The organism is Paraburkholderia aromaticivorans (assembly GCF_012689525.1).
In the GTDB taxonomy this organism is placed as follows: domain Bacteria; phylum Pseudomonadota; class Gammaproteobacteria; order Burkholderiales; family Burkholderiaceae; genus Paraburkholderia; species Paraburkholderia aromaticivorans_A.
This window is the reverse complement of sequence record NZ_CP051515.1, coordinates 2139945-2161958: the sequence shown is the minus strand read 5'-3', so window position 1 is coordinate 2161958 and position 22014 is coordinate 2139945. Positions and strand designations below refer to the sequence as shown.

The window sequence follows — 22014 nt, the reverse complement described above, 5'->3', positions numbered from 1 at the left end:
GCCCTCGGACGACTGGCCGGTCACCTATACCGCGGTGCTGCGCAACCAGCGCTGAGCCGAATATAAGGGCGCGGCGCTTCAGGCGCGTCCTGCCGATACGTCGTCCGGCACGCTCGAGTCTCCTTTGCCGAGCGTGCGCTGCATCAACGTCGTGTCGAGCCAGCGGCCATGTTTGAAGCCCACCGCCTTCAACGTGCCTGTCAATTCGAAACCCAACTGCGCATGCAGCGACAGCGAACCGCCGCTGCCGCCGTCCGCGATCACGGCGACCATCTGACGCCACGGTCCGGTTTCGCAGCGCTCGATCAGCGCCTGGAGCAGCACGCGTCCCAGACCTCGGCCGCGATAGGCGTCGTTCACATAGATCGAATCTTCGACGGTGTTGCGATACGCGGCGCGTGGCCGGTAAGGCGTCGCGTAGCAATAGCCGGCGACTTCGCCGTCGATCTCCGCCACCATGTACGGCAGCCCGTGGCTGCGTACCGACGCGAGCCGCGTGCGCAGGTCGTCGACGGAAGGCGGGATTTCTTCGAACGAGGCGACGCCGGTCAGCACGTGGTGCGCGTAGATTGCCTGGATCGCGGGAAGATCGGCTTCGGTGGCGTCGCGGATCAGCGGGGCGGCTGCGGACGCTGATCCTGAAGTGGCGGGCGTGGTGTGGGTGGTGCTCATACGTGTTCCTGTCGTGGCAATCAATCGGCGGATACGTTTTACTATGCCCGCCGCGCGCGCGAATTTGAAGTGAGTCAAAAATCGCCCCGACGTATGGCGGGTATTTAGCTTTGGCCCATGCGCGCGGAGCAGCGTGCCTCAGCAATCTCTAGCGAAGACGACGCGCTCCCACGCTCACCCGTCTGTCACCACTCAGCTATGCGAGTACGTATCCGGCTGCGTCACATGCCCACGATGATGCCGGTGATGCTTGGCCTGATGTTTCGGCTTGGCCTCGGTTGTCGGCGCATGCTGTTCGGCGGATTGCTGCGGAGCCGGCGCCGGTTGGGCCTGCGCATGACCGGACGGCAGCGAGCTTTGGCCCTCGCCGAAGCGGAAGGTTTGCGTGGTTTGGGCGTACGCGCCGACAGAGAGCGTCAGGGCGGCAACCGCCAGGCAAATTGAAAACTTCATGGATCCTCCTGCTGAACGAGCCGGTGAGGATACCCGTTTTCCTGACAGTCGATCGGTCACATCAGGCGCAGCGGCCCGCTCGCGCTGTTGTCGATCAGCGGCAACGCGCGCGAACCAGGCAACTCGTAGTGCCACCATTCGCTCTTGATGTGCGTAAAGCCTGCGCCATGCATCACGCCCAGCAACAGCATGCGATTGCGCTGCACCTCTACCGGCAAGCCGGGATGAAAGTGCTCCGATTCGATCGTCATGGCGTCGAAGCCGGCGCCCATGTCGAGTTCCTCGCCGTGCCCGTCGAGCAATGTCAGGTCGAGTGCTGTCCCGCGGCTATGGTTCGAGCCGCGCGTCAGGTCCGCCACGTAAGTCGGGTCGGGCAGAAAATTCCACAGCACCTGCTGCGCTTGCGGCGGCCGGTACGCATCGAAAATGCGCAACGTCGCGCCGATCTGGCGTGCGAGTTCAACCGCGCAGCGCAGCGCCGCTTCCGCCGGTTCAAGCAGAAGACAATGCGCGGCCTTGTAGATTGGTTTGCCGGTGAGGTTGCGTGAGGTGGCGTAAACGAGGTCGATATCCACGCCATGCGTGGCAGGCGTGATTTCGATAAGTCGATGATCGGTCATGAGACGAAGGAAGTGGCGTGCATCAGAGGTCGTCGAACTGATCGAATTCGCTTTGCAGTTCCCGGTTGCGCGCGACACGTTCGTCGATACGCGGCCCGAGTCTTTCGACGATCGCCGAGATCAGCAGATTGAAGAGGCAGGTGAGCGGCGCGAGTGAATCCCAGAACTGGCCGACGTCGGTTTTCACCTGCAGCAGATCGCCGTCGAATTCGCGTGCCCACGGACAGTAAATGTCGGTGATGAGCGCGAAGGGCAGGCCGCGGCGCGTGGCGGCTTCGCAATAGCGGCGCGCGACCTTCGAGTAAGCGCGCGTGTCGGTGACGATCAGATAAGGCGATTCGAAGCCGGAGTTCAGCGAATCGACGTACGAGCCCGACATGCCGTCGGAATAGAACACGCGCGGACGGATGTATTCGAGGTAGCTATAGAACGCGTTGCTGATGCCGCGCGTGGACTGAATGCCGAGAATGTAGACGGCATCCGCGTTCGCGATGCGTTCGGCCACGCGCGCGAACACCGGCGATTGCGCGAGCTGGTAGACATGCTGGATCGCACCGATTTCGAGTTCGAGCGAATGGGCGAGCGCGAGGTTGGGCTCGGCAGGTGAATCTGCGTCCGGCGTCGTTTCATCGTGTTGACCGGCGGCGCGGCGGAACGCGTCGAGCCGGTCCGTGATCAGCCACGGACGTTCTTGAGCGCCGCGCAGTTCGCGTTTCAGATCGTCGAGATTCTGATAGCCGATGCTGCGCAGGAACCGGCCGACCGAAATGCCGCTCGTGCCGGCTTGCTGGGCGATCTGATCGGCGGTTTCGAGGCCGAGCCGGTCGAGATTGGCGAGCATGTAGCTGGCGACGCGCTTGGAAGTGGGCGTGAGTTCGGCAAAGCGGGCTTCGACGGTTTGAGCGAAAGCGGTCGGCATCGTAGTCGCGGCGCTGGGTTGTGGTTAGTCGATCGTGGGAATGATGACATATTCGACCGGCCGCCCGCGCCGCGCGGGCTCGAAAATCGATGCGGCGCATGCCGGCGGCACGCTAGCCACTTGCCTGCGCATGCGAGCCGCCGGCAAAGACGGCGACGATATGCGGACGATTCACAAGCAAAGACGCTGACGATACGCTGGCGATAAGCTTGCAAAACGCCCGCAATACACGCATCAGACAGCCGGCCGCGCCGGCGTCGCCCGCGAGAAGTGCCGCGCGCCCGCCACGCAGCCCACCACGACGACGGTAACCAGAATCATCGCGGGCGGCACCTGCTCGTGCAGCAGCAGTCCCGCGAGCAGCAGGCCGAAGAACGGCTGCAGCAACTGCAACTGCCCGACGCCCGCGATGCCGCCGAGCGCGAGGCCGCGATACCAGAACACGAAGCCGATCAGCATGCTGAAGAGCGACACATAGGCGAGACCCCAGAGCGACGCCTGACTGACGCCGTCGAACGACACGGGCCGTGTCCATACCGCGAGCGGCAGCATGAGCGGCAGCGACAGCACGAGCGCCCACGAAATCACTTGCCAGCCGCCGAGGTGGCGCGACAGGCGCGCGCCTTCGGCATAGCCCAGCCCGCATGCGACGATGGCGGCCAGCATCAGCGCGTCGCCGATCGGCGATGCGTCGAGCCCGTGACGCAGGGCAAACGCCACCACCGCGCCGCTGCCGAGCGCCGAGAACAGCCAGAACGCCGGTTGCGGATGCTCGCCGCCGCGCAGCACGCCGAAGATCGCCGTGGCGAGCGGCAGGAGGCCGACGAACACCACGGCATGCGCCGCGCTCACGTGGCGCAGCGCGAGTGCCGTCAGTAACGGAAAGCCGATTACCACGCCGAGTGCGACGATCACCAGCGGAATCAGATCACGTCGGGACGGCCGCGCCTGCCGGAATACGAGCAGGAGCAGCAGACCGAGTGTGCCGGCGATCGTCGCGCGGGCGACCGTCAGGAATAGCGGGTCGAGGCCTTGCACGGCGACGCGCGTGGCCGGCAACGAGCCGCTGAAGATCAACACCCCTATGAAACCGCTCAGCCAGCCGTTTGTTGTTTTGTCCATCGGGAGGGTCCGTGCGCAGGAAAGAGATTGATAGCATCCGCTATCCGGCCATGGACGGTAAGGTACGGATCGGCGCAAATCGTCCAAACTGTACCGAGGAATGGGGCGGTACAGCGGTCTGGCTGACGCCACGCCGAATGTCGACGTCGGGCATCCCGCGATCAACGCATGCAGCCTCGTTGGGCGTAATGTAGTCCGCGGCCCTACGTTGAATCACGCCATTCGGATAGGCGTCTATCATGAACTTGCGGGTCCACAGCAACCGGCCGACCGCGTCAGCAACCATCTTGCATGGGGACCGGAGTAAGCGCTAAAGCGCCCAATCTGGTCGACCGCTGTGCAATGGGACCAGAGTAAGGCGCTAAAGCGCCAACTCTGATCGATGCGGTGCATGGGATGGGAGTAAGCGCTAAAGCGCTAACTCTTATCGATGTGGTGCATGGGATGGGAGTAAGCGCTAAAGCGCTAACTCCCATCGACACAGGAGACGAACATGAGCAAACTGACCGCCAAGATCAAGCACGAATTCATGGAGATGCTTCCGCCGACGATCTACTTCTTCGTCATCCTGCACATTGTCGCGATCGTGCGCGCGCTGATCAGCCGAGGCTACGACGTCACGCTGCCGACGTCGGTCTCCGTGACCATCGCCGCACTGATTCTCGGCAAGTCGGTGTTGATCGCCAACATGCTGCCGTTCATCAACCGTTTCCCCCAGAAGCCGTTGATCTGGAATATCGGCTGGAAGACGGCGATCTACACGCTGGTGGCTTTGGTCGTGCACTACCTGGAGCATCTCTATGAATACTGGAAGGAGGCGCCGAGTCTCGCCGCCGCCAACCAGAAGCTGCTCGCCGATCTGAACTGGCCGCATTTCTGGGCCATCCAGATCTTGCTGGTGACCCTGATCGTCATTTACTGCGTAGTCGCCGGACTGGTCCGCGTGATCGGCCGTGACAGGTTCATGGCGATGTTCTTCGGTCCAATGCCGCCAAAGCCGGTGGGTCAGGCTGGCGGCTAGTTCAGCCGTTGCCCATGGCGCGCCTGAACATTCGCTCGTCAATGCGCCGAACTTTACTTGCACAGCAGAAGCAGGCGCTCCTGATCCGTACACGTCGGACGCGGTTTCGGCGCGGCCTGCTGGGCCGCCGTGGCGCTCATCGCGGCGCCCTTGTTCGCGAGGCACGCGCGCAGATGTTTCTCGACCGGCGAGTAGTATTTCCACCCGCGCACGAGGGGCGGCAACTCCAGCTTCACCTGCTTCCATTTCGGATGCCCGTGCTCCTGAAGATTGTCGAAGTTGGCGCATAGCGAGTCGGCAAAGTGATTCAGATTGCCGACGGTATCGCGCAGGCCATAATCGTAGGTGACGAGAAACGCCTTGACGGTCAGCGCGGGCACATCTTCCTTGAGCCAGGTGGGGTAGCTGGTCGCGCGAATCGTCGTGGGGAAATAGGTTTGTTTGGCGCGGGTGGTTTCGGGTGCGGCCGGATCGGCTTTTAGAATGCGGATTTGCTGCAACAGGTCGGGGTTCATGTCGTTGAACAGTTTGGCCGGCTGTCCGACCACGATGATCGCGACGTCCACCTTCTTCACGATCAACGCGGCCAGCGCATCTTCGTTGCTGAGATGCTGGATGTTCTGCTCCGGAATTGCCTGACCGAACATCAGGTGATAAAGCGTCGTGGCCGTTTGCGCGGTGCCGCTGCCGATCAGGCCGACGCTAATGCTTTTGTCCTTGATATCGGCAAGGGTTTTCAGCGGCGAGTCCGCGCGCACCACGACGTTAATTTCCTCGTCGTAGAGCGGCATGATGAGCCGCAGCGGTCGGATCGCCGTGCCGGCGTCGGCATTGCCGGCGTTGGCCATGTCGATGTAAGCCTGGTACACGTCGGATTGCACGAGCGCCAGTTTCACCCCAGGCTCGAAGCGCATGCGTTGCACGTTTTCAGCCGAGCCCTTCGACGCCATCACTTCCAGATCGATGCCCGCTGGTTGCGCAACCCATTTCGACAGATCCTGGCCGATCTGGATATACGTGCCCCGTTCCGGACCGGTAACGATCTTGTAATGCGCCGGCTCCGCGCAGGCCAGTGAAGACACAACCATCAGCGCCAGCCCCAGCCATCCCGCGAGAAGTCTCTTCAGCATGGTCTCTCTACCTATCGGTCAGGTTCGTATGACTTCGCGCGTCGAAGCGCGCGAAGCACCAGTGAGCCGGATTGCCATGTCATGTTCTATGTGCCGCGCCTGCTACGTCCGTCTGTTACCTCTCAAACCAAAACCTCTCAAACCAAACGCGCTGATACGTGCGATTCTCGGGCAGATTCGTTATACGATTCGGTATCCAAACTATCTGTCACTGGCTCGGTGAGCCACCTGCGGAGGGCTTCGCGGCATTCGCCGCCGGACGCTTCCAGCCGGAGTCCTTGATGGCGCGTTCCCGCGCCTCGACGCTATTGCCGTCGGGCGTCGCGGCGGCGGAACGCGGGGTGGCCACCGCGACTTCGCTGTTCGGCGGCATGCCTTTGGGCAATGGAGTCTGCAGTTGAACCACCTGCTGTGACGACGGAGCGGCTTGCGCTTGCGCCGACGGTTTGCCTTGTGGCGGCGTGCCTGCCGCTCCACGCGGGCTGAGCGGCGCCCAGCCGGTCTCGCGAATCACACGTTCAAGTATGGACTTCGCCGTGTCGTTGCCGGTATCGATCGTGAGCGCTTCGTTGGCGTGCTGGCGTGCGCAGGGCCACGACTGCTGCGCGGCGCAAGTTTGCGCGGCTTGCAACGCGGCGTCGCGGCGGGCCGTCAGCGGCGTTAATTCTGACGCGAGGTCTTGTGCGTCGGAATTGCCAGGTTGCATCGTTTGCGCGACGCCGAGCGCGGCTTGTGCCGAAGAGAGATCGTTGGCGCGGAAGGCGAGGCGCGCCGCCTGCACAGCTTGCGCGGCATCGCGGAACTGGGGCGCGGGTCTGGCGGGTACAGCGGCCACCGGCGGCGCGACAGGCGTCGCTGGCACCGCCTGTACCGGCCTGGCGGGATTGACTGACGTGGCGGGTCTGCCCACAGCGGCAGCCTGGTTGGCCGACCTGGTCGGTGCATACAGTGCGATCGTGCCGGTCGTCGTTCTGGCATCCTGAGTAGTTTCGCTTTCGGCGGACTGGTCGCTATTGCCGTTCGACGAATCGTGATCGCTGAATAGCGCATATCCGACATACGCCAGGCCGATTACGACAACTGCCCCGATGGCATAGAGCATTTTACGAAGCGAGATTGCGCCGCGACCCGCCGCATTGGGCAGCGCGGGAAGAGGCGGAATCGGCCTGTCCGGTGAAACGAGTGCAGATCCAGGCATGACTGCCTCGGCACGAGCAGGTTCGCCCATGAACGTGGCACGCGTCGTGGGGTCGGTTTCATCGGCTGTCGCCGGGTCGAGGCTGTTTTTCTGCGCTACTTTATTCATGGCGCTGGCGCGGCTGCCGGGAATCACGGTGCGCTTATGCGGACCCGCGTCGAGTGGATGCACCGCGCCGCAATAGGGGCAATAGTCGACTTGCCGGTACAGTGCGCCGCCACACCGCTTGCAAGGCGTCGGAAAACTGTGGCCGAGTAGTGTCTGGGTGGACATGCTGTGGACCCACCTTTGGAAAACGATGCCATTACGGCATGTTCCGGATCATGTTGAAGCGGGAGCAATGTCCGCGAAAATCACGATCCACATGCGCCGGAGAGTCTTGGGCGGCCAGCCCACGCTTGCGCTGCCGCTGAGTGCAATATGTGGCGTTTCAATCAGAACGTCAATCGCCGTTGCTACCTATCTTATGTGCGCTAGCGAACATTTGTAGGTACGACGAAATAGCCCTACATCGGCAGGACGAACGGGCGTCGAGGTTTTTTCACACGAATTGAGCGAAGGTGAAAACAGAACGAGGTCGGCGCGCATGGCGTCCGACCTCGTCATTAAACGCTTGTATCAAGCGTCTGCATCAGGCGTCTGAAGGAAGCGGGAAAAAATCAATGCTTGCGCAGCGGATGATCCTTCAGCAGCCACGCGAGCGCGAACGCCAGCACCACCACACACGCAGCCGAAAGGTACACCGTGTGCAACGCGCCCGCGAATGCTTGCAGATAATCGTCGCGCAACGCTTGCGGCAACGCGTGGATCGCGGCAGGTCCGAGCGCATGCGGCAATTCGGTGTCGGGCGGGATCAGCTTTTCGAGGCGCGCGGCGAGCCCGTTGGAAAACACGGCGCCGAAGCTGGCCACGCCGATCGATCCACCGATCGAGCGGAACAGTGTCGCGCCCGAAGTCGCCACGCCCATATGCTTGAACTCGACGGTGTTCTGCACCGCGAGAATCAGCACCTGCATCACCATGCCGAGTCCGCAGCCGAGAATACCCATGTCGATATACATCACATGAATCGGCGTGCTGATCTGCAGGCGTGCGAGCAGCAGCATCGCAACCGCCACGAGAAACGTGCCCGCGATCGGGAACATGCGGTACTTGCCGATCTTGCTGATCACCCGGCCGGTCACCATCGACATCAGGAACAAACCGCCCATCATCGGCAGCATCTGCATGCCGGCTTCCGTTGGCGTCGAGCCTTTGACCACCTGCAAATACAACGGCAGGAACGTCACCGAGCCGAACAGCGATACGCCGATGATGAAGCCGATCAGACTGCTCAGCAAAAACGTGCGCTGTTTGAAGAGTTCGAGCGGCATGATCGGCTCGACCGCGGTGCGTTCTTCGTGGATGAAACCCCAGATCGCCACGAGCCCCATACCCAGCGTAAACCAGAGTTGCGGCGACGACCACGGCAGGATCGTGCCGCCCTGGCTTGTGAACAGGATGATGCAGGTGAGGGCGCCGGCGAGAAACGCGGCGCCCATGTAGTCGATGGTGTGCTTCACGTGTCGAACGTGCGGCCTGAAGACCGCGCCGATCACGACGAGCGAGATGATGCCAAGCGGCAAATTGATGTAGAAAATCCAGCGCCACGTCAGGTGCTCGACGAGAAAGCCGCCGAGCAGCGGGCCGATCACGGTCGCAAGACCGAACACGCCGCCGAACACGCCCTGATAACGGCCGCGTTCAGCCGGCGGAATCACGTCGGCGATGGCGGCCATCGTCACCACCAGCAAGCCGCCGCCGCCGAGACCTTGCAGCGCGCGCAGCACGATGAGCTGCGTCATGTCCTGCGCGACGCCGCACAACGCGGAGCCGACCAGAAACACGATGATCGCCGTCTGCAAGACGATCTTGCGGCCGAACAGGTCGCCGAATTTGCCGTACAGCGGCACGACGATGGTCGAACTGAGCAGGTAGGCAGTCACCACCCATGACAGATTATTGAGGCCGCCCAGTTCGCCGACGATGGTCGGCAGCGCCGTCGAGACGATTGTCTGATCGAGCGCGGCGAGCAGCATGACCAGCAGCAGCGCCGGAAATAGCAGACGGATCGGCGGATGATCGGCTGCGTGGGCGGGCGCGGTCGCCTGCGCGTGCGGCTGCGTCAGTTCGGCGGGTTGTGTCGTGGTCAATTGGTCCATGGCATCGCGGGTTGAAATTAATTAACTCGGAGATTAATATATGCGACATCGTGTCACCAGTCAAATTGAATGCAATGGCAAGGATTCCGTCCGACGATCGAAAGGTGAAAAGCACGCTGCCTGATACGGCTGCCGTGAAGGTTCGCAAGACGCGTTCCGCGCCCAGCAGGGGTGTTGAAGCCGCCGCGGGCGTTTGGTCGGTGCAACCGGAGGCGGCGGCCGCGCCCGCACGGCGTCCGGGCAGGCCTTCCGGCGCCGCGCGCGGACCGGAGCAGCGCAACCGCCTGCTCGACGCCGCGCTCGTGCTGTTCGCGCGGCAGGGCATCGTCGATACCACGCTCGGGGAGATCGCCCGCGAGGCCGGTTTCACGCCGGCGATGATGCATTACTACTTCAAGACGCGCGATCAACTGCTCGACGTGCTGATCGACGAACGTTTCGCGCCGCTGCGCGCGGGGCTCGGCGTGCCGTTCCAGGAGAATCCCGACGATCCGGTCGCGGCCATCACGCAACTGACGCAGCGGCTGGTGCAGGTGGCAGCCGACCATCCGTGGTTTCCGTCGCTATGGGTGCGCGAAGTGATCAGCGACGGCGGCCTGTTGCGCCAGCGCATGCACGAGCGCTTCGGCAACGCGCATCAGAAGGCGTCGCTGTCGGCCATTGCTCGCTGGCAGAAGGAAGGGCGGCTGAACGCCGGACTGGAACCCGCGCTCGTCTTCGTCACGTTGCTTGGGCTGACGATTTTGCCGCTGGCTACGTCGAAGCTGTGGTGCAACGATCCCTTGCGCCGCAACATCGGCGGAGCGGAAATCGCGCGGCATGCCGTGGCTTTGCTGGTGCAGGGTATCGGTCCGAAGAAGGCCGATTGACGGCCGGCGCTCGCTGAACCGCACCGGCGTCGCGCGGGCGCGATCAACCATCGCCCATCGCCCATCGCCGCGCCACACCGTCTCACGCTTTCCGTTTTTCCTTCCACGCCTCATAAGCGGCTTTCGTCGTTTCGTTCGGCGGGTAAGTGCCGGGCAGGGCGGCGCCATCACGAATCCGCTCGGTCAGAAACGCTTCGAGTTGCTCCTGTTCGGCAGCGGCTTGCGCGACCTCTACCGCCATCTTTAGCGGAATCACCACCACACCGTCCGCATCGCCGACGATCACGTCGCCTGGAAACACCGCGACGCCGCCGCAGCCGATCGGCACATTGATATCCACTGCGTGATGGCGAATCAGATTGGGCGGCGCGCTCGCCCCCGCGCAGAACACGGGAATGCCGAGCGCGGCGATCGTCGTGCTGTCCCGCACCGGGCCGTCGGATACCATGCCCGCCACGCCGCGAACCTGCAAACGTTGCGTCAGGATCGACCCGAACGACGCGCTGCCGCGCTCGCCGCGGCAATCCTGCACGAGCACATGGCCGGCCGGAATCGTTTCGACACACTTGCGCTGCGCGTATTCCGGATCGGCAAACAGTTCGAGCACGTCAATGTCTTCACGCGATGGAATGTTGCGCAGCGTGAACGCCGGCCCGACCAGATTCGCGCCGCTGTGCGCGGCGAGCGGCGCGACGCCTTGCATGAACGTATTGCGCAGGCCGCGCTTGAATAATTGAGTAGTCAGCGTGGCGGTGCTGACTCGGCGGAGTGCTTCGAGCGTGGCGGAGTCGAGATCGGACATGGTGTCGGGCGGCCTCAAGGTTGGAAGCGGAAACGGGTCATGGCAACCGCATGCCGCGCGGTGCCGCAGCGGCGCAAAGTCCGATGCGGTCTCGCGCACATGATGATAGCGCCCCACGCAGCCAGTGCAGCCGATCTCCGCGCCGCGACACATTCGTACGATGCCGGAACCGGCGAGGCACACAACGTGCTGCTGGTGGGGTGAGGTGAATGCAGGCGGCATCAATCAGGTCGCCGGCATCGCACAAGAACAGGAATGGGAAAAGAGAAGCCAGGCGGGAAAGGCCGTGCCAATGGGGTTTGCACGAGCCGCCGCGGCGAATCGGGTCGGCATCGGAAAGCCACGACTGTGGCGCCGAGGGCCGGTTTTTCATCGGCGTGCAATTTTGGCGCGTTACTGTGCGCGCGCGTTGGCGCTCGGGCCATGCTTTACAATCTTGGGCCTGGTTGCAACTCCGCGCATGAAATCGAGTCGGAACCATGAACAGCAATAGCGCAGCCGCGCAAATCGGCGGCAAGCAGCAGGGCGAAACGTTGGCCAATTCGGACGGCCTAACCGGTTTTTTAGAGCAACAACGGAAAATGAACGGAGCATTGAGACTCGATCAGGCCACGATCGTGCTCGTAGAAGACGACCCGGACAGCCGGGAATCGTTGACCTTATTACTCGAAGCAGAAGGTGCGCATGTCGTCGCTGTGGCGGATGCGGAAGAGGGCGTGGAGGCGGCGCTGCGATTGTTGCCCGACGCCGTGGTGTGCGATCTTGAACTGCCCGCCATGGACGGTTTCTACCTGATCCAGCGCTTGCGCGACCACGAGATTCGCGGCGACCACCCACCGTCGGTTGCCGTGGCGCTCACCGGCCACACTGACGACGCTTACCGCTTACGCAGCATCGGCGAAGGCTTCCAGCATTTCATGACCAAGCCGGCTTTGCCTGAAGATCTCGTGACGCTGCTGCACGATGCGCTTCACGCTCGCGCAGCGGGCTGAATCAGGACTTCGATTTAGCCGACGAATTCTCGGCGCGGCGTGACAGCCGTGCCGCGAGGCGCCACACCTTCAGATGCCTGGCTTGATGGCAAAGCAGGGTGGAGTGCGGTTCGCGAACGTTGCCGAACGTTGACGTTACTTGACGGCGACGGGTGTCCCCGTATCCTTACTCGACGCGGCGGCTTCCAACGCCTGACAGGCCGCGCACAATCCCTTCAATTCGATTTCATCGCTCGCGAGACGGTAGCCCGAGTCTTCGATTTGGGCGACTAGCGCCTGGCGCAGTTTCGGCTGATGCAATTCGGTGACGTTGCCACATTGCTGGCACACCACCAGGATGCCGTGCTGGCATTGCGTCAGATCGTGGCAGACGGTGAAGGCATTGATCGATTCGATCCGATGCACGAGTCCCGCCGAGAGCAGAAAGTCCAACGCCCGGTACACCGTGGGCGGCGCCGAGCCGGGATGGATCTGGCGCATCTCGTCGAGCAGCGAATACGCTTTGGTGGCGCGCCCGGAATTCAGCAGCAATTCGAGCACTTTGCGGCGGATCGGCGTGAGTTTTTCGCCGCGTTCGCGGCAATATTCTTCCGCGAGTGTCAGTGCGGCTTCCTGCGAAACACCGTGCGTGTGCCCCGGCTCATCTGAGTGAACGGAGGCGGCGGAGGTGGCTTTGTCGGCGGTCGCGGCGGGCTTGGCGGTCTTCATGCGTCGATTATAAAGGCCATCGCGTCTCGCTGTGCCGGCGCGCGATGCGTCTGGCCGCCGCCTTGGCCATGCGCGGCATGATCAGACAGTTGGGCGCGTGGCCCGAGCACGGACCACGCGCAGCCTGCCGGGTCAAGTCAGCGGGAAATCAACGTACTTCTTGAAACCCGTGCGCGTCGCAATACGCGAATACCAGCGTTCCAGATTCGGCAGCGGCGGACGCGCCACGCCGTCGAGCCCGAACCAGCGTTTGGCGTAGGCGCCGATCACGATGTCGGCCAGCGTGAACTTCTCGCCTTCGAGGAAGAAACGCCCTTGCAGATGCGTGTCCAGCATGCGCCACAGCGCGGTGACGGCGTCGAAGTCGGTGGCGAGTTGCGGCGTCGCGCTCGGCGGCGGGCGTGCGCACCAGCGCCCAGAACACCGGACGTTCGGCGGGTTGCAGCGTGGACAGCGACCAGTCCAGCCAGCGGTCGATGCTGGCGCGCGATGCCGGCTCGGACGGATACAGCAGGCTGCCTTCGCCGTATTGCATCACCAGATAGCGCAGGATCGCGTTCGATTCCCACAGCACGAAGTCGTCGTCGACCAGCGTCGGGATCTTCCCGGTCGGGTTCATCGCGAGATAGTCGGCTTCGTTGTTACGGCCGAATTGCAGGCCGGCGTCGACACGGTCATACGGCAGCACCAGCTCATCGCAGCACCACAACACTTTCTGGACGTTGACCGAATTGGCGCGTCCCCAGATCGTAATCATCCGGTAAATCCTTTTTTTTCGTTGGTAAGCCGCGCCCGTCGCGCGGCGTTCAGCCAGTAACGATACACGATGCGCATGATTTTGCGTGCCGCCGCGCGCCAGCCAGGCGGACCGAACATGACGTGAAGCACGTCTGAAAGCGGCGCCCCGCCAGGCATTCGGCAATGCGCGCGCGTTGCGTACAATGAGCCCACCCGAATACGACGAGGCACGCATGGCCCGCATTGTTCCCGACGACTGGAAGAGCCTCGCCGCGACTGGCGCGGCGGCCCGCGAACGCGAAACGCTGGCGTTACTGGAAGAAGCGCTGCCCGATGACTACACCGTCTATCACGGCGTGCACTGGACGCGCCTGAACCAGAACTTCTCGGTGTTCGGCGAAGCCGACTTCGTGATCGTCAGCCCGGCAGGACGCGTGATGATCGTCGAACAGAAAACCGGTTTTCTGCGCGAAACGCCGAAAGGGCTCGTCAAGGTCTATCTGCAAACCGAGCGCAATGTGGCGATCGCGCTCGCGCACACCATCGAAAGTCTGCATCGGCGCTTTACGGCGGCGTTTGGCGCGGGCACGTATTTCGTCGAGGAATTGCTGTACTGTCCGGACCACATCGTCAAGGACGCGGCGATCGCCGGCGTGAACCCCGCGCGGATCGTCGATGCGACGCGTAAAGACCGGCTCGCGGCGATCATCCGCGAAGCGTTGCCGGCCGACGAGCCGCGTCTTGCCTGCGCGCCGAAAATCCATCACTTTCTCGCCGACGAATTGGCGCTCACGCCCGACGCCAGCGCGCTGGTCGGACAGGCGGGCACGCTCGTCACGCGTCTCGCGGGCGGTTTGGCAACGTGGGCGCGGCGGCTCGAATTCGCGCCGTTCCGGCTGCGCGTGATCGGCACCGCCGGCTCGGGTAAGACGCAACTCGCGGTGCAGGTGATGAAGGACGCAGTGGCACGTGGCCAGCGTCCGTTGTACGTGTGCTTCAACCGGCCGCTGGCGGATCACATCGCGCGAGTCGCGCCGTCCGAAGCGAAGGTGGCGAACTATCACCAGCTCTGCGACTGGATCGCGCGCGACGCGGGCCGCGAACCGGATTTCCAGGCGGGCGATGTATTCGCTCAGCTCGAAACCACGTTCGCCAAAACGCCGATCGATCCGCGCTGGCAATTCGACGTGCTGATCGTCGACGAAGGGCAGGACTTCCAGCAGCCGTGGGTGGCCGCACTCGAGCGTCTGTTGCGCCCCGGCGCCGCGTGGTGGTGGCTCGAAGACCCGCTGCAGAATCTGTATATGCGTGAACCCGTCGCGCTACCGGGCTGGACCACGCTGAAGGAAACCACCAACTATCGCAGCCCGCGCGACATTCTCGATTATGTGCGCGACGTGGTCGGCGCTTCGGTACCGCTCGCCGCGGCGCTCGCGTCGGGCAGTCCGTTCGATGGCTCCGATATTTCGCTCTCGGTCTACGACGAAGCGAACGCCGCCGAAGGCAGCATCGAGGCCACCAAGCGCGCGATCACGCAGGCGCTCTCGCTCGGCTTTCGCAAGCAGGACATCGTGGTGCTGTCGTTTCGCGGCCGCGAAGGCTCGGCGATGAGCGCGCTGGATCACCTCGGGCCGCATCGGCTGCGTAGTTTCACGGGCAAGTACGATCTGTTCGGCAACCCCGAGTACCGCGAAGGGGACGTGCTGTTCGAGTCGATCTACCGCTTCAAGGGGCAGGCGGCGCCGTGCGTGATTTTCACCGAGGTCGACTTCGAGACTTTCGACGAACGCATCGCGCGCAAGCTGTTCGTCGGCGCCACGCGCGCCACGATGAAGCTGATCGTGGTTGCGTCGCAGCGCGCCGCGCGGCATCTGCATTTGCGCGACGGCAAGGAGAGCCGCGAAGTGAAAGAAGCGAAAGAGGTCTAGCGCCCGGACGCTCGGCTCAGATCCACGCACGCGCGCCGACCAGCATGCCGGTTTGCGTGTGCGCGTCCCACCAGATCACCCGCAAGAGCGGCGCTTGCTGCGCGATCAGCAGCGCCTGCACCGGATCGCTCTCGATGAAATGCGTGACGCCGCCGCGCAATGCGGCCGCGGCTTTGTGCGCGGCGCTGCCGGCGGGACTTTCATCGTGCGTGTCGGGCGTGCGCATCACCAGTTGCAGATGGCCGAAGCCGTGCCGCGCGAGCCACGTTTCGGTGCGCGCGCGATCCAGTTCGGGCCGTCCGGTGATGATCGTGCGAACCCGCTGCAGGTCGATGTCGGGCAGCATCTCGAATGGCAGCAGCGCATCGCGTTCGGCAAGCGCGGCGGCGAGATCTTCGTCGTAACGCGCGAGCGGCACGTCGGGCAGCAGAATGCCGTCGAGGTCGATCGCGTAGGTGGCGTATTCGTGATCGTCGGCCATCGCGGGTGCGGCGCCTGATTCGACCCGCGCCCAGTCGTCGCGATAACGCTCGGTGTACGCCTGGCGCTCCCACGGAAACAACGCGAAGTAGCCGCGCGCGTCGATCGCATAGTCGGGTTGCGCGCGGCTCAACTCGTCGACGGCGCCAGTCAGCGTCCTCACCACGAGGCCTTGCTGCTGAAGAAACGCGATGCAATCGGTCAGCGTAAAACCACGCCCCGCGATGTCCTCGCACAGCAGCACGGTCGAGCCTGCGGCCGGGATCGGCAGCGTTGAATCCCAGGCCACCGTGCGCGCCAGGCGGTCGTAGCGCAGAAAGGCGACCGGCGTGCCGACGGCGTGCGAGACCATCAGCGCGAGCGGCGCGCCGCCGCGCAGAATGCCGATCGCCATCGTGAAGCGCTCCGCCAGCAAGGCTGGCTGCAGCGATTCGATCCAGTGATCGAGTTGTTCGTACGTCAGTGGCAAAACCGGCTTGTTCATGACTCGTAGGGCGTCGCGTGGCGCGTGTGGGGCGAGCGTCCCTGGCGCGGGAGCGGCTTGCGGAGCGCGCGCGGCCGCGGGACCTCGTTTTTGAGACAGAGAATTTTGGCGATATTATGCATGCGGTTCAAAGATCGCGCGTCGAGGTGACACGCGGTAACCCGACGCGCGACCGCGGCCGGCGCAAGGGACGAGGGATGAGGGATGAGGGGCGGCGGGCCGGCACAGACCGAGCCGGCGACTATCGGGCCGCCCGCAAGAAAAATAGATAACGGAATAAAAAAACACATGACCAAGTCGACCACCGGGGTGAATGACCGACAACGCGCCGTCACGGGCGCGCGCTGGGCTGCGAGCCTCGTGCTCGCGCTGGCCGCCTGGAACGCGCAGGCTCAGCCGGAGCCGTCACTTTTATCGCTCGACGTGCAAGGCAAGATCGGCAAGACGACCGACGCCGCGCACAAGACGTACCACTTCACCGAAGCCCAACTGCTCGCGCTGCCGGTCCATTCGATCACCACCTCGACCACGTGGACGCCGCGTTCCACCTTCACAGGACCGTTGCTGGCGGATATTCTGAAGACAGTCGGCGCGAATGGCAGCCAGGTCGAGATCCATACGCTCGACGACTATACCTACACCATTCCGGTATCGGACTCCAATCGTTATGGCGTGGTCGTTGCATACAGCATGAACGGCCGGCGTCTGAAGATCAGAGACTTCGGGCCGCTGTTCCTTATCTACCCGCGCGATGCGTTCCCGGATGAACTCACGGGCGCCTCGGGCGATTCAAAATTCGTATGGCAGATCAAGGCCCTCATCGTCAAATAATGCGCCGTCCGTGGCGCCGTGCGCTCTACGTGCTGATCTGGCTGACCGCGCTCGCGGCGCCGGTCGGCGCGATCGGCTATCTGTTGTACGCGAATCTCCTCAACCCGCGTGCCACCGAGCAGTTGACCGGCTCGTACGACGGCTTCTACTGGGACGCCGCGCAACTGCAGATCGCTTACGCGCGCTTCGAGAATCAGTTGCTGCTTTATCAGTCGGGTGTCGACGACGACTATCAGCGGCTGATGCTGCGTTACCAGTTGCTGCAATCCAAGCTGCACGTGATGGCGGGTTCCACACGCCGTCTGACCACGCAACTCTCGCTGCTGCAAAGGCAACTGGACGAAATCCATTCGCTCGATCAGTTGTTGGGCGGCATCGAACCTGAAGTCGACGCGCTGCCGAAAGACCGCAGCCAGGCCAACCGGATTGTCGGGCAACTGCGCCAGCACTGGAACGAGGTCAATGATCTCGCGCTGAGCCGCCGTTTCGCCGACGTCGCCGATCGCGAGGCGATGAACCGCGACTTCATCGACAAGCGCCGCATCCTGTTCGCGGCCGGCATGTTGCTGCTGTTGCTGTCGGCGGCGGCGACGCTGTTGCTCGTGTTGAACGGACGGCGCCGTACGCGCCTGATGCATCAGCAGCACGCGGCGCTCGAAGCCGAGCACCAGGCGAGCCGCGCCGCGCGCGAGGCGAGTCACGCCAAGGATGCGTTTCTCGGCATGATCAGCCACGAACTGCGCACGCCGTTGCATGCGATCGTGTCGTCGATCGAATTGCTGGGCTTCAACTATCACTCCGAGGCGGATCGCAAGGTGATCCAGCGGCTCGAAACCGCGGGCCGGCATCTGGAGGCGCAGATGAAGGATCTGACCGACTACGCGCGCCTCGGCGCCGGCAAGCTTGAGTTGCGTCACGAGCATTTCGAGCCGCGCGAACTGCTGGCGTCGATCGTCGACGAGCACGCCATGTCGGCCGCCGCGCGCGGTTTGCAACTGGAGAGCGAGGCAAGCGGCATGAGCGGCCTTGTCGATTCCGACCCGCACCGCATCCGCCAGATCGTCAACAACCTCGTCACCAACGCGATCCGCTACACCGAAACCGGCACCGTGCGCGTGCAGTTGCGGCAGCGGCCGGCGCTGCTGATCTTCGTCGTCAGCGACACGGGGCCGGGCGTGCCGCATGCGCAGATTCCGCTCATCTTTCAGGAGTTCACGCAACTGGATGCGTCGCGCACGCGCCGCTTCGAGGGCGCGGGCATGGGGCTGACGATCGTGCAGGGGCTGGTCAAGCTGTTCGGCGGCACCGTCGAGGTGGCGAGCAAGGTCGGCGAGGGCACCACCTTCACCGTGACGATTCCGGTCACGCCGGTCGCGGCTGCGCAGCCGCAGGATGTGGCGGCGCGCGCCGAGCCAGGCGGCGCGCGTCCGTGCGTGCTGATCGTCGACGACAACCGCCTGATCCGCGAGTCGCTCAGCGAAATGATCGCGCACATGAATTTCGACGCGCACGCCGTCGCCAATGCCGACGATGCGCTCGCCTGGCTCGACGCGCGCCGCTGCGACGTGGTGTTGCTCGATCTGCATATGCCCGAGCGTGACGGCTATACGTTTCTCGCGGATTTTGCCGCGCGGGGCGGGCCGTCCGCGGGTGTGCCGGTGATCGTGGTCAGCGCGTATGCGCCGGAGGCGGGCGTGACGGAAGAGGGAGGAGGTGGCTCGCAGCCGTTCTTCGACGCGTTATTAAAGCCGGTACATTACGAGGAGCTCCGCAGCGCGTTGCAGCGGGCTTTGGCTTCGCGGCATACGGTGTGATGCGAAGCGTGGGCGGCTGGGCGAAGGTGGGCATCAACCTGAGCACACGCCTTCAGCCGTTTGCCGGCGCGGGTCGATCCGCTTAAGGCCGGTTCAGCCGCTTCGACAGATCGGCGACCAGGATCGCCATGCGCGCGGGCTTTTCATAACACGCGACGTCGTAATTGCGGATCACCTGACTGATCTCCGATTCGCTGGCCTTGCCGGTCAGCAATTCGCCGGTCAGCACGAAGATCGGCGCGTCCGGATTTTCCGAGGCGCGCACCGCGCGAATCGCGGCCGCCGAAGTCTGCGCGCCGAACAGCCAGTCGATCACGATGCCGTCGAACACCTGGGTTTGCAGCTGGTCGGCAAAGGCCGCGAGTCCGTAGATCGCCACCGCCGCGAAGCCGCTGCGCTCCAGATAGTCGCGCAGGTTGTCGGCGCTGGCCTGATCGTCGTCGACCACGGCGATGGTCGGCTTGTCGGTTTCGGCGCGGCGCGGATAGATTTCGATCTTGTGGACCTCGTACGCGCTTTGGTACAGCGTGCCGTCGTGGCGCGCCACGCGCCATTGACCGAGCCGGGAGTACGCGACGAATTCCGGGCGGCTGCCCGCCTCGAGCGCGGCGCCGACCCAGGCCGTGCAGGCCAGTTCGATCGCGCCGATGCTGAACACGGCTTCCTGGGCGATCGCGCCGACCATGCCCGGATCGAGCGATTGCGCGCCGAATAGCTGGGCGGCCGGTTCGCCGAATACCTCGGCGACCTTCTTGATTTGCGAGAGCGTCCACGGGCTGTTGCCGCGCAACTTGCGGTGTCCCTGTGAAAAACTCAGATCGAGGATGCGGCACAGCTCCGTGGTCTGCTGGCGTTTGCCGATTCCGTGCCGGCTCATCAACTCGCGCACGCGCTCGGCGACTGCGATGGAGTCAGGTGAGTGTGTTTCGTTGGCCATACTGCGTGAGAATCCGCCGTCTTAAAGGGTACTGGGGAGTGCGATACGACAGGCGCAGCGCGACCATGCACATGCAATGCGCAGGGACGCGGCGACGCAGGGGATAGCAAATGTACCGTAAAAAGTATCGCAGTCTGTCGTTTTGTACGACCGCCGTCTGGCCCGTCGGTGCGAGAGTCGAAACGGACCGGTTTGGCGATCTTTTTATGCACTAAGCATCAATGTATTTTACCGATGAAACCTCGCTGTATCTGCATAGAAATATGTCACGCGATGCCATGCGCCCGAAGCGTCTAGCCGGCAGGCATCGTGCCGAGCTTCGCCGCCGAGCTTTTCAGGCCTTTGAAAATCCGTTCGGCCACCTTGGCCGGAAAACGTTCGGGCAATTCCGCCGAGACCCGCTCGATCACACCGGGCGTCTGTTCGATCAATCGCTGGATCAGCGGTTCCGCGTCCGCGCCGTACGAGCACTTCAGCGCCATGGTGTTGAAGTGGCGCCGCTGCACGTCGCGAAACGCGTCGTGCTTGCTGCGCGACCACATGCCCATGGCGAGCCTCGCCTTGAACCATGACCACTGGTTCGGGCCGCTGCCTTCCACCGGCCAGATCGACATCACGTCGTAAAGCGGCGTGAGGCGGTAGTGGCCACCCGCCAGCAGGCGAATGCTGAAGTTCTTGGCGTGGCCGTCCGGCGCCGCCAGCATCCAGAACAGGATCTGGCTGGCCAGCAGCGTCTCGATGTCTTGCCGCGCCTCGACCGATTGCTGGAGAATTCGCGCGAGGTCGAGCACGCCCGGGCCGCCTTCGTTTTCGTATTTGCGATGCGACGGCACGCCGTACACCTGGCAGAAGTCTTCCTGCGGCAGGCGCAACAGCCATTGCCCGCTCGAATGCATTTGCCGGTCGAAGCGCTCGACGCTCAACACCCGCTGCTTGCCGAACGTCATGATCTCCGTGTTGGCGACCGGCAGGCCATAGGCGTGCAAGATCCGCAGACAGAGCCACTCGTTTTCGACCGAGGTGCTGAGGTCGGCGAGCTTGTTGCCGACAAGGCCGAGCGGCAGCTTGAAAATGTGCGTGGTGGGCGTGGCGCCGTGCGGCCGCTGCCATTTGCCGTCGTGCCACAGCAGCGCGGTTTTTTCCTGCGCGCCGGCGAGCGAGATGCGGAAATCGTCCGTCTCGTCGGGCGCGCCGAGCGCGGGGTTGCTGACCGTGCGCGCCAGCATGGTCTCGATCTCGGCGTCGTTGAGCGGCGTGCCCTCGATCCGCTCGACGCCTTGCGGCACGTCGTCTTCGGCGAGCAACTGGACGGCGCCCACGCAATCGCGGCCGATGGCTTGCAGCAGATCGAACGCATCGAGCGCCTCGGTCCGGTAGCGTTGGGCGATGCGCTTTCTGATCGCCTCGCTGTCGGGCAGCAGGTTGTCGAAATAGTTGAGAACGCGTGGGCCTTTTTGCGCCAGATTGCCCGGCGTGAACGGCAGCGACAGCGACAACGGCCGTCCCGCCGGCGAGGCAACCCACGCGGGATCGTAGGCGAACTCCATGGGCCCGCGAGCGGGCAGGCGCCAGACGCCGACGCGCTCGCCATTCGCCCATACCGATAGCGCGCGTGAGTGAGTTTGGCGGCCCATGCTCACCACTCGATCAACGGCGTCGGGCCCGGCAGCGACTGGCTCTTGTCGCGCAACTGTAATTGCAGGCCGTAGACGCCGCACAAGGCCAGCAATTGTGCGAGGGTGAGGGCATCGGCGTCGGTTTCGAATGCCGAAATGCGGCTTTGGCTGACGCCGATCCGCGCGGCGGCCTCGGCTTGTGTGAGGCCGGCTTGCCGCCGGCTGGCGGCAAGCAGCTGGGCTATCTGGTCCGACTTGGCGATGAGGTGGAGCATGGCAAATTATCCGCGACACGAATAAACGCACTTTATGCGTCACACGAATATTTGTCAAATATTCGTGTGACGCATATTTTACGAATATCTGTTTGGCGAATAAAATGCAGATATCTGTGTGGCGAATAAACGGCGGGAATGGGAGGTGAGGGCCCCTGCGGACGGGCTTCCACGTGTCTACACCGCCAGTCTTCAGTCACAGGG

20 protein-coding genes and 1 pseudogene are annotated in these 22014 nt (G+C 63.5%); 6 read left to right on the top strand and 15 right to left on the bottom strand.

Annotation, left to right across the window (positions count from 1 at the left end; translation table 11 throughout):
- Positions 1 to 78: 78 nt before the first annotated feature.
- The 5 genes from HF916_RS21495 to HF916_RS21475 form a co-directional block, all read right to left on the bottom strand.
- Entirely contained in the window at positions 79 to 672 is a 594-nt protein-coding gene (locus HF916_RS21495) for a GNAT family N-acetyltransferase (RefSeq protein WP_168790834.1), read from the bottom strand.
- Between the two features lie 192 nt (positions 673 to 864).
- Entirely contained in the window at positions 865 to 1125 is a 261-nt protein-coding gene (locus HF916_RS21490) for a hypothetical protein (protein WP_168790833.1), read from the bottom strand.
- 56 nt (positions 1126 to 1181) lie between these two features.
- Complete coding sequence (gene ddpX / locus HF916_RS21485) at positions 1182 to 1745, bottom strand: D-alanyl-D-alanine dipeptidase (protein WP_168790832.1); 564 nt, start codon at positions 1743 to 1745, stop codon at positions 1182 to 1184.
- A 22-nt stretch (positions 1746 to 1767) separates the two neighbouring features.
- On the bottom strand, positions 1768 to 2664 hold the full coding sequence (sapR, locus tag HF916_RS21480) for a sap1 transcriptional regulator SapR (RefSeq protein ID WP_168790831.1): 897 nt from the start codon (positions 2662 to 2664) through the stop codon (positions 1768 to 1770).
- A gap of 234 nt (positions 2665 to 2898) precedes the next feature.
- Positions 2899 to 3786 carry a DMT family transporter gene (locus HF916_RS21475; RefSeq protein WP_168790830.1) on the bottom strand — a complete coding sequence of 296 codons (888 nt, stop codon included), beginning with the start codon at positions 3784 to 3786 and terminating at the stop codon, positions 2899 to 2901.
- Between the two features lie 493 nt (positions 3787 to 4279).
- Between HF916_RS21475 and HF916_RS21470 the strand changes: the two genes are divergently transcribed.
- On the top strand, positions 4280 to 4807 hold the full coding sequence (locus HF916_RS21470; protein WP_168790829.1) for a hypothetical protein: 528 nt from the start codon (positions 4280 to 4282) through the stop codon (positions 4805 to 4807).
- A gap of 53 nt (positions 4808 to 4860) precedes the next feature.
- Here the strand turns inward: HF916_RS21470 and HF916_RS21465 are convergent, their stop codons facing one another.
- The 3 genes from HF916_RS21465 to HF916_RS21455 all read right to left on the bottom strand — a co-directional run bounded on the left by HF916_RS21465 (position 4861) and on the right by HF916_RS21455 (position 9336).
- Positions 4861 to 5937: a TAXI family TRAP transporter solute-binding subunit gene (locus HF916_RS21465; protein WP_168790828.1), complete on the bottom strand. Its 1077-nt coding sequence runs from the start codon at positions 5935 to 5937 to the stop codon at positions 4861 to 4863.
- Between the two features lie 208 nt (positions 5938 to 6145).
- On the bottom strand, positions 6146 to 7408 hold the full coding sequence (locus tag HF916_RS21460) for a hypothetical protein (protein ID WP_168790827.1): 1263 nt from the start codon (positions 7406 to 7408) through the stop codon (positions 6146 to 6148).
- A gap of 386 nt (positions 7409 to 7794) precedes the next feature.
- Positions 7795 to 9336 carry an MDR family MFS transporter gene (locus tag HF916_RS21455; protein ID WP_206001835.1) on the bottom strand — a complete coding sequence of 514 codons (1542 nt, stop codon included), beginning with the start codon at positions 9334 to 9336 and terminating at the stop codon, positions 7795 to 7797.
- A gap of 74 nt (positions 9337 to 9410) precedes the next feature.
- On the opposite strand from HF916_RS21455, the gene HF916_RS21450 reads away from it, so the two are divergent.
- On the top strand, positions 9411 to 10205 hold the full coding sequence (locus HF916_RS21450) for a TetR/AcrR family transcriptional regulator (RefSeq protein ID WP_168792101.1): 795 nt from the start codon (positions 9411 to 9413) through the stop codon (positions 10203 to 10205).
- 82 nt (positions 10206 to 10287) lie between these two features.
- Here the strand turns inward: HF916_RS21450 and HF916_RS21445 are convergent, their stop codons facing one another.
- Positions 10288 to 11007: a ribonuclease activity regulator RraA gene (locus HF916_RS21445; RefSeq protein WP_168790826.1), complete on the bottom strand. Its 720-nt coding sequence runs from the start codon at positions 11005 to 11007 to the stop codon at positions 10288 to 10290.
- Positions 11008 to 11486: 479 nt separating this feature from the next.
- Here HF916_RS21445 and HF916_RS21440 point away from each other — a divergent pair, with 479 nt between their 5' ends.
- The gene (locus HF916_RS21440; RefSeq protein ID WP_168790825.1) at positions 11487 to 11999 is read left to right on the top strand and encodes a response regulator; all 513 of its coding nucleotides are present in this window, start codon (positions 11487 to 11489) and stop codon (positions 11997 to 11999) included.
- Positions 12000 to 12134: 135 nt separating this feature from the next.
- On the opposite strand, the gene HF916_RS21435 is transcribed toward HF916_RS21440, so the two are convergent.
- Both HF916_RS21435 and HF916_RS21430 read right to left on the bottom strand, forming a co-directional pair.
- Positions 12135 to 12707, bottom strand: a complete 573-nt coding sequence (locus HF916_RS21435; protein WP_168790824.1) for a Fur family transcriptional regulator — start codon at positions 12705 to 12707, stop codon at positions 12135 to 12137.
- Positions 12708 to 12839: 132 nt separating this feature from the next.
- Positions 12840 to 13464, bottom strand: a pseudogene (locus HF916_RS21430) (glutathione S-transferase family protein).
- Between the two features lie 214 nt (positions 13465 to 13678).
- Between HF916_RS21430 and HF916_RS21425 the strand changes: the two are divergent.
- Positions 13679 to 15373 (top strand): ATP-binding domain-containing protein, encoded by a 1695-nt coding sequence (locus tag HF916_RS21425; protein WP_168790823.1) that lies wholly within the window; start codon positions 13679 to 13681, stop codon positions 15371 to 15373.
- A gap of 16 nt (positions 15374 to 15389) precedes the next feature.
- Here HF916_RS21425 and HF916_RS21420 read toward each other — a convergent pair whose 3' ends face one another.
- Positions 15390 to 16337 (bottom strand): phosphoribosyltransferase, encoded by a 948-nt coding sequence (locus tag HF916_RS21420; protein WP_168790822.1) that lies wholly within the window; start codon positions 16335 to 16337, stop codon positions 15390 to 15392.
- 288 nt (positions 16338 to 16625) lie between these two features.
- On the opposite strand from HF916_RS21420, the gene HF916_RS21415 reads away from it, so the two are divergent.
- Both HF916_RS21415 and HF916_RS21410 read left to right on the top strand, forming a co-directional pair.
- Positions 16626 to 17168: a molybdopterin-dependent oxidoreductase gene (locus HF916_RS21415; protein WP_168790821.1), complete on the top strand. Its 543-nt coding sequence runs from the start codon at positions 16626 to 16628 to the stop codon at positions 17166 to 17168.
- The gene (locus tag HF916_RS21410) at positions 17138 to 18982 is read left to right on the top strand and encodes an ATP-binding protein (RefSeq protein WP_168790820.1); all 1845 of its coding nucleotides are present in this window, start codon (positions 17138 to 17140) and stop codon (positions 18980 to 18982) included. The genes HF916_RS21415 and HF916_RS21410 overlap by 31 nt, the downstream gene beginning before the upstream one ends.
- Before the next feature lie 82 nt (positions 18983 to 19064).
- Here HF916_RS21410 and HF916_RS21405 read toward each other — a convergent pair whose 3' ends face one another.
- The 3 genes from HF916_RS21405 to HF916_RS21395 all read right to left on the bottom strand — a co-directional run bounded on the left by HF916_RS21405 (position 19065) and on the right by HF916_RS21395 (position 21810).
- Positions 19065 to 19919 carry a helix-turn-helix domain-containing protein gene (locus HF916_RS21405; protein WP_116121330.1) on the bottom strand — a complete coding sequence of 285 codons (855 nt, stop codon included), beginning with the start codon at positions 19917 to 19919 and terminating at the stop codon, positions 19065 to 19067.
- A gap of 293 nt (positions 19920 to 20212) precedes the next feature.
- On the bottom strand, positions 20213 to 21553 hold the full coding sequence (locus tag HF916_RS21400; protein WP_168790819.1) for a type II toxin-antitoxin system HipA family toxin: 1341 nt from the start codon (positions 21551 to 21553) through the stop codon (positions 20213 to 20215).
- Positions 21554 to 21555: 2 nt separating this feature from the next.
- Complete coding sequence (locus HF916_RS21395; RefSeq protein WP_168790818.1) at positions 21556 to 21810, bottom strand: helix-turn-helix domain-containing protein; 255 nt, start codon at positions 21808 to 21810, stop codon at positions 21556 to 21558.
- Positions 21811 to 22014 lie beyond the last annotated feature (204 nt).

Excerpts from the sequence above, each read along its gene's own strand:
- HF916_RS21495 (WP_168790834.1), bottom strand. The coding sequence starts at position 672 with ATGAGCACCACCCACACCACGCCCGCCACTTCAGGATCAGCGTCCGCA.
- HF916_RS21490 (WP_168790833.1), bottom strand. The coding sequence starts at position 1,125 with ATGAAGTTTTCAATTTGCCTGGCGGTTGCCGCCCTGACGCTCTCTGTC.
- ddpX (WP_168790832.1), bottom strand. The coding sequence starts at position 1,745 with ATGACCGATCATCGACTTATCGAAATCACGCCTGCCACGCATGGCGTG.
- sapR (WP_168790831.1), bottom strand. The coding sequence starts at position 2,664 with ATGCCGACCGCTTTCGCTCAAACCGTCGAAGCCCGCTTTGCCGAACTC.
- HF916_RS21475 (WP_168790830.1), bottom strand. The coding sequence starts at position 3,786 with ATGGACAAAACAACAAACGGCTGGCTGAGCGGTTTCATAGGGGTGTTG.
- HF916_RS21470 (WP_168790829.1), top strand. The coding sequence starts at position 4,280 with ATGAGCAAACTGACCGCCAAGATCAAGCACGAATTCATGGAGATGCTT.
- HF916_RS21465 (WP_168790828.1), bottom strand. The coding sequence starts at position 5,937 with ATGCTGAAGAGACTTCTCGCGGGATGGCTGGGGCTGGCGCTGATGGTT.
- HF916_RS21460 (WP_168790827.1), bottom strand. The coding sequence starts at position 7,408 with ATGTCCACCCAGACACTACTCGGCCACAGTTTTCCGACGCCTTGCAAG.
- HF916_RS21455 (WP_206001835.1), bottom strand. The coding sequence starts at position 9,336 with ATGGACCAATTGACCACGACACAACCCGCCGAACTGACGCAGCCGCAC.
- HF916_RS21450 (WP_168792101.1), top strand. The coding sequence starts at position 9,411 with ATGGCAAGGATTCCGTCCGACGATCGAAAGGTGAAAAGCACGCTGCCT.
- HF916_RS21445 (WP_168790826.1), bottom strand. The coding sequence starts at position 11,007 with ATGTCCGATCTCGACTCCGCCACGCTCGAAGCACTCCGCCGAGTCAGC.
- HF916_RS21440 (WP_168790825.1), top strand. The coding sequence starts at position 11,487 with ATGAACAGCAATAGCGCAGCCGCGCAAATCGGCGGCAAGCAGCAGGGC.
- HF916_RS21435 (WP_168790824.1), bottom strand. The coding sequence starts at position 12,707 with ATGAAGACCGCCAAGCCCGCCGCGACCGCCGACAAAGCCACCTCCGCC.
- HF916_RS21425 (WP_168790823.1), top strand. The coding sequence starts at position 13,679 with ATGGCCCGCATTGTTCCCGACGACTGGAAGAGCCTCGCCGCGACTGGC.
- HF916_RS21420 (WP_168790822.1), bottom strand. The coding sequence starts at position 16,337 with ATGAACAAGCCGGTTTTGCCACTGACGTACGAACAACTCGATCACTGG.
- HF916_RS21415 (WP_168790821.1), top strand. The coding sequence starts at position 16,626 with ATGACCAAGTCGACCACCGGGGTGAATGACCGACAACGCGCCGTCACG.
- HF916_RS21410 (WP_168790820.1), top strand. The coding sequence starts at position 17,138 with ATGGCAGATCAAGGCCCTCATCGTCAAATAATGCGCCGTCCGTGGCGC.
- HF916_RS21405 (WP_116121330.1), bottom strand. The coding sequence starts at position 19,919 with ATGGCCAACGAAACACACTCACCTGACTCCATCGCAGTCGCCGAGCGC.
- HF916_RS21400 (WP_168790819.1), bottom strand. The coding sequence starts at position 21,553 with ATGGGCCGCCAAACTCACTCACGCGCGCTATCGGTATGGGCGAATGGC.
- HF916_RS21395 (WP_168790818.1), bottom strand. The coding sequence starts at position 21,810 with ATGCTCCACCTCATCGCCAAGTCGGACCAGATAGCCCAGCTGCTTGCC.